This is a genomic window from Parvibaculum sp. (assembly GCF_049651025.1).
Lineage (GTDB): Bacteria > Pseudomonadota > Alphaproteobacteria > Parvibaculales > Parvibaculaceae > Parvibaculum.
In genome coordinates, this window is record NZ_JBASBH010000013.1 from 1 (window position 1) to 9,130 (window position 9,130).

Annotated in this window: 9 protein-coding genes; 5 read left to right on the forward strand and 4 right to left on the reverse strand. The window is 63.6% G+C overall.

Annotated elements, in window-relative coordinates; genetic code table 11:
* The 4 genes from WA943_RS01285 to WA943_RS01300 all read right to left on the reverse strand — a co-directional run.
* Window positions 1–898: glucokinase (locus WA943_RS01285; protein ID WP_424467908.1), on the reverse strand; the 898-nt coding region annotated here is incomplete at its 3' end.
* Window positions 895–2,373, reverse strand: coding sequence for an ATP-binding protein (locus WA943_RS01290; RefSeq protein WP_424467910.1), 1,479 nt, complete (start codon window positions 2,371–2,373; stop codon window positions 895–897). The genes WA943_RS01285 and WA943_RS01290, both read right to left, overlap by 4 nt.
* A gap of 73 nt (window positions 2,374–2,446) precedes the next feature.
* Entirely contained in the window at window positions 2,447–3,862 is a 1,416-nt protein-coding gene (locus tag WA943_RS01295; protein ID WP_424467912.1) for a dihydrolipoyl dehydrogenase family protein, read from the reverse strand.
* A 27-nt stretch (window positions 3,863–3,889) separates the two neighbouring features.
* Window positions 3,890–4,624 carry a TVP38/TMEM64 family protein gene (locus tag WA943_RS01300; RefSeq protein ID WP_424467914.1) on the reverse strand — a complete coding sequence of 245 codons (735 nt, stop codon included), beginning with the start codon at window positions 4,622–4,624 and terminating at the stop codon, window positions 3,890–3,892.
* Window positions 4,625–4,934: 310 nt separating this feature from the next.
* On the opposite strand from WA943_RS01300, the gene rpmH reads away from it, so the two are divergent.
* The 5 genes from rpmH to argB all read left to right on the forward strand — a co-directional run bounded on the left by rpmH (window position 4,935) and on the right by argB (window position 9,127).
* The gene (rpmH, locus tag WA943_RS01305; protein WP_424467916.1) at window positions 4,935–5,069 is read left to right on the forward strand and encodes a 50S ribosomal protein L34; all 135 of its coding nucleotides are present in this window, start codon (window positions 4,935–4,937) and stop codon (window positions 5,067–5,069) included.
* A gap of 144 nt (window positions 5,070–5,213) precedes the next feature.
* Complete coding sequence (gene rnpA, locus WA943_RS01310; RefSeq protein ID WP_424467918.1) at window positions 5,214–5,621, forward strand: ribonuclease P protein component; 408 nt, start codon at window positions 5,214–5,216, stop codon at window positions 5,619–5,621.
* A complete protein-coding gene (yidC, locus tag WA943_RS01315; protein ID WP_424467920.1) occupies window positions 5,614–7,455 on the forward strand; it encodes a membrane protein insertase YidC in 1,842 nt (613 codons plus the stop codon). Before rnpA ends, yidC begins: the two co-directional genes overlap by 8 nt.
* Before the next feature lie 4 nt (window positions 7,456–7,459).
* Window positions 7,460–8,185, forward strand: a complete 726-nt coding sequence (yihA, locus tag WA943_RS01320) for a ribosome biogenesis GTP-binding protein YihA/YsxC (RefSeq protein ID WP_424467922.1) — start codon at window positions 7,460–7,462, stop codon at window positions 8,183–8,185.
* An 18-nt stretch (window positions 8,186–8,203) separates the two neighbouring features.
* Window positions 8,204–9,127, forward strand: coding sequence for an acetylglutamate kinase (gene argB, locus WA943_RS01325; RefSeq protein ID WP_424467924.1), 924 nt, complete (start codon window positions 8,204–8,206; stop codon window positions 9,125–9,127).
* The last annotated feature ends 3 nt before the right edge of the window (window positions 9,128–9,130 follow it).

Genomic DNA, 9,130 nt, shown 5'->3' on the forward strand with positions numbered 1-9,130 from the left:
GGGTGGGGTTGAAGAGGGGGGCGGTTTGTTCGTTGGCGGAGGAATTGGCTTGCGCGAGCCAGCCGGGGATGATGCCGCCGCCTATGTAGACGCCGCCTTTGGCGCCGAGCGTCAGAGCGAGGTTTCCGGCGGCGGAGCCTAGCCAGCCGACGAAGAGGAAGACGGCTTCTTTCGCGGTTTGCGAGGTGCCGAGGCGGGCGCGGGTTGCTATGTCGACGGCGGTGGGGCGGGATTTTTCTGCCGTGCCGTCCAGCGCGCCGATGGCCATGTAGAGCGAGACGAGGCCGGGGCCGGAGAGGACGCGCTCGAGCGAGACGTGGCCATGTTCCTGCATCAACTGATAGAGGATGGCGAGTTCGCGCGCGTCGGTGGGCGCGAGATCGACATGGCCGCCTTCGCCGGGGACGGCGATGTAGGTTCCGTTGCGGTCCGGCACCAGCGCGGCGACGCCGAGGCCCGTGCCCGGTCCCAATATGGCGATGGGGGCCTTCCGGTCCGGCGCTGCGCCGCCCAGCTTGTGAAGTTCGCTTTCGCGCAGATGCGGGACGGCAAGCGCCAGCGCTGCGAAGTCATTCATCAATAGCGGCCGGGCGACGCCGGTGGCGCGCGAAAGGGCTGCGACGGAGACTTCCCAGGGGCAGTTCGTCATGTCGATCAGGGCGGCTGCGCCCTCGCCTTTCACCGGGCCTGCGGCGCAGACGGCGACGGCATCGAGACGGGGTTTGCCTTTTTCGGCGAGGAAGGTTTCGAGCGCCGCGTCGAGGCTTGCGTGAAGCGCGGTGAGCCAGACGGAGGGCGCGTCAACGGAGAGTTCGCCGTCGCGCCAATGGGCGAGCGCGAAGCGCGCATGCGTGCCGCCTATATCGGCGACGAGGATGAGGCCGTTTCCGTTTTTCATGCTGCCGCCTCGGCCTCTGCGCAGGAGGTGGCGGAATTTTCAGACGGGATGCAGATGCGGAAATGCGCGCCCTGGGCAGTGCTCGACAGTAGCATGATGTGGCCGCCGTGACCGCGGGCGAGTTCCTCGGCGATGGCAAGGCCAAGGCCCGTGCCGCCGGCGCGCGCGCTGCCGACGAATGCCTCGAAGAGATGGGCTTTGGCTTTTTCCGGCAGGCCGGGGCCTGAGTCTTCAATGTCGATATGAATGTGGTCCGATGCGCGGCTTGCGGAGAGGCTGATTTCGCCCTCGCCTTCGCGCCCGTCGATGATGGCTTGCACGGAATTGCGCCCGAGGTTCAGGAGGATGCGGAAGAGGTGATCGCGGTCGGCGAAGACTTCGAAATCCGGCGCGACATTGTTGCGCCAGACGATTTTCGTTTCGTTGGCGCCGCTCATGTCGCGCACTTCGTCGATCAGCGGGTGAAGCTGGAAGGGCGCGCGCGAGGGCGGCTCTTCATCGGCGCGGCCGAAGCGGAGCGTCTTCGTGCAGAGGTCTATCGCGCGATCGATGGAGGCAAAGAGGCGCGGCGCGAGGTGGCGGACCGTCGGATCGTCCACCGCGCCGATGCGGTCTGACAGAAGCTGCGCATTGGCGAGGATGTTGCGCAGGTCGTGATTGATCTTGCTGACGGCGCTGCCGAGCGAGGCGAGGCGTGCGCGTTCGTTCAGCGTCGCGCGGATCTGGCGCTGCATGGTGCCAAGCTCGCGCTCGGCGACGCCGATCTCGTCTTCGCGGGCGGAGGGCGCGATGACGCCGCGCACGTCTTCGGGGTTGCGGCGGAAGGCGACCATGTTTTCGGTGATGCGCCGCATGGGCCGCACGATGACGACATGCAGTACGAAGAAGACGAGGCTTGCCGTGACGATGGAGATGATGATGGAAAGCCAGAAGATGTTGATGCCATAGGCGATCATGGCGTGGCGCAGCGGCGTTTCGTCGATGACGATGGCGATGTAGTCGCCCGCGCCGAAACGGGGAACGCCTGTCACCTGAATGACGCGACCGTCGCCTGCAAAGAGCGTGTGGAAGGCATCCATGATGAGCATGGGGGCCATGGCGTGGCGCAGGTCGTAAACGGCATCGACTTCGGGCGGCATGTTCTCGCTGAGGATGAGCTTGCGCGCGTCGCCGCGATGAAGGGAGACGGCGTAGACTTGCGCGTTTTCGAGAAGCTCCTGCTGGAGCGAGGGCGCGACCATGTTGTCGGGCGTCGCCTCGAGCGCGAGGGCGGCGATCTGCGCCGCGCCGAGATTTTGCTCAAGCCATGTCTTGCGGAAATTGGCGATGGAGGGAACGAAGATCAGCACTTCGCTCAGCATCACGAAAAGAATGGTGAGGAGGAGGAGGCGGCGCGACAGGCTGCCGCGCAATGGCAGGCCGAGGCGCGATTTCGGCCGCGATACGTCGTGAAGCTCGTCCTCCTTGTTCGCCATGATTTGCGCATCCATCCCGGCCTGGCGGGTTTGCCGCAGGGTTTTCGATCATAGACCGGGATCGGCGGAAACGTCAGCCGAAGAAGCGGAGGAAACGCACAAGCGCCCGCGTGCGCGCGCTGAAAAGCGTGGGCGTGTAATAGGCGCCCGCGACGCGCTTTGAAATCTCCGACAACGTCGGATAAGGCACGACGAGACCCGCAAGCGCGCTGAGCTTCAGCCCGCGGGATTTGGCCAGAACCCAGGGCAGGATCAGCTCGCCCGCGTTCGGCCCGACGATGGTGCAGCCGAGGATGCGGCTGTGCATGTCGGTTATGACCTTGATCTGGCCGTCGGTTTCGCGGGTCGCCTGGGCGCGGTCGTTTTCGGCGAGGTGCCAGCGCAGCACGTTGATCTTCATGTGGCGGGCGCGGGCTTCCGCTTCGGTTTCACCGACATGGGCGAGTTCGGGGTCGGTATAGGTGACCCAGGGAATGTTCGCGTAGTCCACCTTTGCGGGGAGGCGGAAGAGCGCGTTGCGGATGACGAGGCCTGCGTGATAGTTGGCGACGTGGGTGAATTGCAGGCCGCCGACGACATCGCCGATCGCGAAGATGCGCTTGTTTGAGGTGCGCAGGCGGTCGTCGACATTTATGCCGTGGGCGGAGAATGCGACGCCTGCCTTTTCCAGATCGAGGTTTTCGACATTGGGCTTGCGGCCCGTGGCGACGAGGAGATGCGTGCCTTCGATGACGCGACCCGTCGAGAGGGTGACGGCGATCTTGCCGGCCGTGCCCGAAACGCTGGCGGTGGAGGTGCTTTCCAGTATCTCGACGCCTTCGCGCGTGAGGCGGTCTATGACGAAGAGGGAGAGTTCGGCGTCGTCCTTCGACAGCGCGCGGGCGGCTTCGATGACGGTGACGCGCGAGCCGAGGCGACGATGGGCCTGCGCCATCTCCATGCCGATGGGGCCACCGCCGATGATGATGAGATGCTCGGGCAGCGTGGTGTTGTCGAAGATGGTTTCGTTGGTGAAACAGGGCGTGGCGTCGAGGCCGGGAATGGGCGGCATGCTGGCGCGCGAGCCTGTGGCGATGACGAAGCGGCGGGCGCGCACTTCCATATTGTTGACGATGACGGTGTGGCGATCCTTGAAGCGCGCCTCGCCCTGCATGACGTTGACACCGAGGCCCTCAAAGCGAGCGACGCTGTCATTTGGCGCAATGGCGGCGACGACGCCTTTCACGTGCGCGTTGACGGCGGCGAAATCGACCTGCGGCGTCACGGGCGCGATGCCGAAGCGCGCGCCGTCGGTCATGTCATAGGCGTGCTTGGCGGCGGCGATCAGCGCCTTTGAGGGGACGCAGCCGGTGTTCAGGCAATCGCCGCCCATCAGCCCACGCTCGATGAGGACGGTGCGCGCGCCCATTTGCGCGGCGCCCGCGGCGACCGAGAGGCCACCCGAACCGGCACCGATGACGCAGATATCCGCCTTTATCTTTTTCGGCATGTCATTTGTCCGTTGAGTTCGATGGGGTCAGCGTGTGCGGCGGAAATGGCGATAGAGAACGGGAACAAGGGCCAGCACGGCGAGCGCGAGCAGCGGCAGGATCACTTGCGGCTGCTTTATCAATCCAAGGTCCGGCGTGCCACCCGCATCGAAGACCGCGCCGAGGCCGTTGCCGAGGCTCGCAAAGACGAAGGTGCCGGGAATGATGCCGATGAAGGTCGCCGCGACGAAGGTCCAGAGGCCGACGCCGAGAAAGGCGGGTGCGAGATTGACGAGGAAGAAGGGAAAGAGCGGCACGAGGCGCAGCACGAGGAGATAGTTGAAGGCGTTTTCGCGAAACCCCTCCTCCATGCGGGCGACGGAGGAACCTGCCTTGGCGCGCAGGAGATTGCCGAGCGCCGACTTCGCGGCGATGAAAAGGACGGTCGCGCCGAGCGTCGCGGCAAAAACGGCCGCAAGGCCGCCGACAAGGGTTCCGAAGAGAAAGCCGCCGGTCAGCGTCGCCACCAGCGCGCCGGGCAGCGAGAAGGCCACCATCAGCGCATAGGCCCCTATATAGATGAGGACGGCCAGCGCCTGGTTTGCGGCGACCCACTGGCTCAGCGCGTCCCGATTGTCGCGCAGCGTGTCCAGCGTCGCATAGCGGTTGAGGCCAAGGGCGAAGAAGAGGATGAGGCCCGCGGCGAGGACCGCCAGCGGCCAGAAGCGGATGAGGCGGGACCCGCCGGGCTTGTCGCCCTTGTCTTCAGCCGTTTGCGTCATTTCCGCGTCTCCGCTTCAGAAGCGTGAACAAATATGGAACATGTGGCTCGCAAGCCGCCCGTCCCGCCGAAGCGGGACATTACGCGAAAAGACGGGCAGAATAGGCCCGCGCCGCACGCGATCACCCGATTGTGAGCAGAATTCACCTTGAGTGAAAACCGCTCCCGCGCATTGACTTCCGGCAGGCTTATCGACTATACACCCCGCCAGACAGCCGTCCGGTGGCAGCACCGGCGGCTCTTATATTCTAGGTCTTCAGAGCAGTCCCGAACCGGGCCCCAGCTCAGGCCAGTTCCTGCGGAGAAGAGACGTGAAACGGACCTATCAACCGAGCAATATCGTCCGCAAGAATCGCCACGGTTTTCGTGCGCGCATGGCGACAGTCGGTGGCCGCAAGGTTCTCGCCGCTCGCCGCGCCCGTGGCCGCAAGCGTCTTTCGGCCTGATTTTCAGTTGCCCGAATTCCGGTCGCCTGATTTCGGCGGCCTGATGCGTCGGGCGGCCCGATACGGCAAGCCGGCATTTTGACGGCACCATTGAATCAGCCCCACGCGCCGGGGAATCAGCCCCACAAATCGGGGATCAGGCTTATGACCCCGCGCTCCGACATTCCGAGACTGCGAAAGCGCCGCGAGTTTCTCGCCGCTGCCCGCGCTGCCAAGTGGGCCGCGAACGGGCTTGTGCTGCAAGCGCTTGAGCGCGGCGATGAAGACGCCCCTCGCGCCGGCTTCACTGTGACGCGCAAGGTGGGCAATGCGGTGATCCGCAATCGGGCCCGTCGCCGCCTCAAGGAAGCGGCTCGCGAAATCCTTCCCCTTCATGGCAAAGCCGGTTACGACTACGTCCTTGTCGGGCGGCTTTCGACGCTCACACGGGCCTGGCCCGACCTTCTCGACGATTTGCGCAGCGCGCTCGCCAAAATTCATGGGCGGGCGCAGGGCGCGCGACATCCCTCACGTCCCATTTCCGAGGGCAAGGAAGACACGCTTCATGGGTGACAATCGTAATTTCCTGATCGCCATTCTGCTTTCGGTGGTCGTATTCATCGGCTGGCAGCATTTCTTTGTCACGCCGCGCATGGAAGCCGAAAAGGCACGCCAGCAGGCCATCACCGAACACGCAAATCCCGCAGCCAGCAAGGCCGCCGCACCCGGCGCCGAAACGGCACGCCTGCCCGACGTGCAGGGCAACGGCGCGAGCACCTCGCCCTCCGTCGTGGAGCGGCCCGCCGCGCTTGCCCTGAGCCCGCGCGTCCCGGTTGCGTCCGACCAGCTTGACGGCTCGATCGCGCTCAAGGGCGCACGCTTCGACGATCTGCATCTGCGCAATTATCGCGAGACGGTGGACAAGGACAGCCCCGAGATCACGCTGTTTTCGCCGACGCATACCGACAAGCCCTATTTCAGCGAGTTCGGTTTTATTGCCGCGCCCGGCAGCAATGTGAAACTTCCCGGCACGGACAGCGTCTGGACGCTGGAAAAAGGCGACAAGCTGACGCCGACGACGCCGGTGACGCTGGCTTTCGACAATGGCGAAGGTCTTGTCTTCCATCGCACGATTTCGCTCGACGAAAACTTCCTCTTCACCGTCGTCGACACGATCGAGAACAAGAGCGGCGCTGCCGTGACGCTCTATCCTTACGGCCTCGTGTCGCGCACCGGCAAATCGGATGCCGCGCCCTTCTACAGTCTGCATGAAGGCTTCATCGGCGAGTTCAAGGAATTCGGCGAAGAGACGATCAAATATGCCGCCGCCGTGAAGGACGGGCCGAAGACCATCACCGATACCGAAGGCTGGCTCGGCATCACCGACAAATATTGGGCCTCGGCGCTCATTCCGCAGGCGGGCCAGAAGTTCGTCGCCCGCTTCAGCGCACAGGCCGGGCCTACGCCCGACCAGAAGCATGACAGCTTCCAGGCCGATTTCCGCTATGAGGCGCTGACCGTTGCGCCCGGCGCGAGCACGACGATGACGAACCGGCTGTTTGCCGGGGCGAAAGTCTCCAAGGTCATCGACGCCTATCGCGACGCTGGCATCTATCGCTTCAACCTGCTGATCGACTGGGGCTATTTCTGGTTCCTGACGCAGCCGGTGTTCAAGGGCATCGATCTCATCGCGCATGAGGTCGGCAATTTCGGCATCGCGATCCTCATCATCACCGTGCTGATCAAGCTCGCCTTCTTCCCGCTCGCCAATCGCTCCTACGAGTCGATGAGCAAGATGAAGAAGCTGCAGCCGCAGATGGAAGCGCTGCGCGAGCGCTACAAAGACGACAAGATGAAGCAGCAGCAGGAGATCATGGATCTCTATCGCAAAGAGAAAGTGAATCCCATTGCGGGCTGCCTGCCGATCGTCATTCAGATTCCGGTGTTCTTCTCGCTCTACAAGGTGCTCTTCGTCACCATCGAAATGCGCCATGCGCCGTTCTTCGGCTGGATTCACGATCTCTCGGCAGCCGATCCGACGACCATATTCAATCTGTTCGGCCTGATCCCCTGGGACCCGTCCGGCGTGCCGATGATCGGCCATTTCCTGATGCTCGGCATCTGGCCGCTGCTCATGGGCTTCACCATGTTCGTGCAGCAGCGCATGAACCCGGCGCCCGCCGATCCGATCCAGCAGCAGATCTTCATGTGGATGCCGATCCTCTTCACCTTCATGCTGGCAAGCTTCCCGGCTGGTCTCGTCATCTACTGGGCGTGGAACAACACGCTCGGCGTGCTGCAGCAGGGCTTCATCATGAGGCGCCAGGGATTGCCGATCGAGATTTTCAGCAATCTCGGTCTTGGGAAGCTGTTCAAGAAAGCGCCTGCCGACGGCGACAAGTCCTGAGCTGATGGCAAAGGAACCGCCTGCCAGCGAGATCGAGAAAGAGAGCCTCGAAGGCAAGGGCCTCGTCGTCAACGACATCGAGGCCGGGCGCTGGCTTTTCGCCCAGCCTTGCGATTTCGTGCGCGGCTCGACGTCGATTGAAAACCTGCCGCCGCCGGGCGCGCCCGAAGTGTGCTTTGCCGGACGCTCCAATGTGGGCAAGTCGAGCCTCGTCAATGCGCTGACCGGGCGCAACACGCTGGCGCGAACCTCGAACACGCCGGGGCGGACGCAGGAGATCAACTTCTTCGCGCTGGGGCCGAAGGGCTACCCTGCCCTCACCCTCGTCGATCTGCCGGGCTATGGCTATGCGCGCGAAACGCGTTCGCGGGTGGAGCAATGGACGAAGCTCGTTCGCGCCTATCTGCGCGGGCGCGTCGAGTTGCAGCGCGTGATGGTGCTGATCGATGCGCGCCACGGGCTGAAAGACAGCGATCACGACGTGATGAAGCTGCTCGACGAAGTAGCCGTTTCCTATCAGGTGGTGCTGACAAAGACGGACAAGCTGAAAGCCGCCGATGTGGAGCCGCGCATCGAAGAGGTGCGGCTTGGCATTCGCCGTCATGTGGCCGCGCATCCGGTCGTCATTGCTACATCCTCGGTCAAGGGCGACGGCATCGCCGAGTTGCGCGCGGAGATCGCTTCGCTGGCAGACCCGGAGGCCTTCCGCTATAAACCGCAGGCGGAATAGCTAGAGAAAGCAAGCATCATGGCGGGCCCCACGTCACATAATCCACACGACGATGCGAGGGACATGGAGCGCGCGCGCGTCCTGTCTGAAGCGCTGCCTTTCATGCAGCAATACGACAAGCGCACCATCGTCGTGAAATATGGCGGCCATGCCATGGGCGACGAGGCGCTGGGCGCGGAGTTTGCCCGCGACATCGTGCTGCTGAAGCAATCGGGCCTCAACCCCATCGTCGTTCACGGCGGCGGGCCGCAGATCGGCGCGATGCTGACGCGGCTTGGCATCAAGAGCGAATTTTCGGGCGGGCTTCGTATCACCGACAAGGCGACCGTCGAGATCGTCGAAATGGTTCTTGCCGGTTCGATCAACAAGCAGATCGTGGCGCAGCTCAACCAGGCGGGCGGACGCGCCATCGGCCTCAGCGGCAAGGACGGCAATCTGATCGTCGCGCGCAAGGTGATGCAGAAGATTCACGATCCGGAATCGAACATCGAGAAAATTCTCGATCTCGGATTCGTCGGCGAGCCGGAAACGGTCAATCCGGAAATCCTGAACACGATCATCGCATCCGACATCATTCCCGTCATCGCGCCGGTCGGTATTTCGCGCGCGGGCGACACCTACAACATCAATGCCGATACGGCGGCTGGCGCGATTGCGGCAGCCGTCGGCGCGACGCGTCTGCTGCTGCTCACCGATGTGCGCGGCGTGCTCGACAAGTCGGGCGTGCTGGTGGAAGAGCTGACGATCGACGAAGCGAAAGCCCTGATGAAGGACGGCACGATTTCGGGCGGCATGATCCCCAAGGTCGAGACCTGCATCGAAGCGGTGGAAGGCGGCGTCGAGGCGGTCGTCATTCTCGACGGGCGCGTGCGCCACGCCGTTCTGCTCGAGCTTTTCACCGAGCATGGCGTCGGCACGCTTATTCAGAAGAGTGTGAGTTGAGGC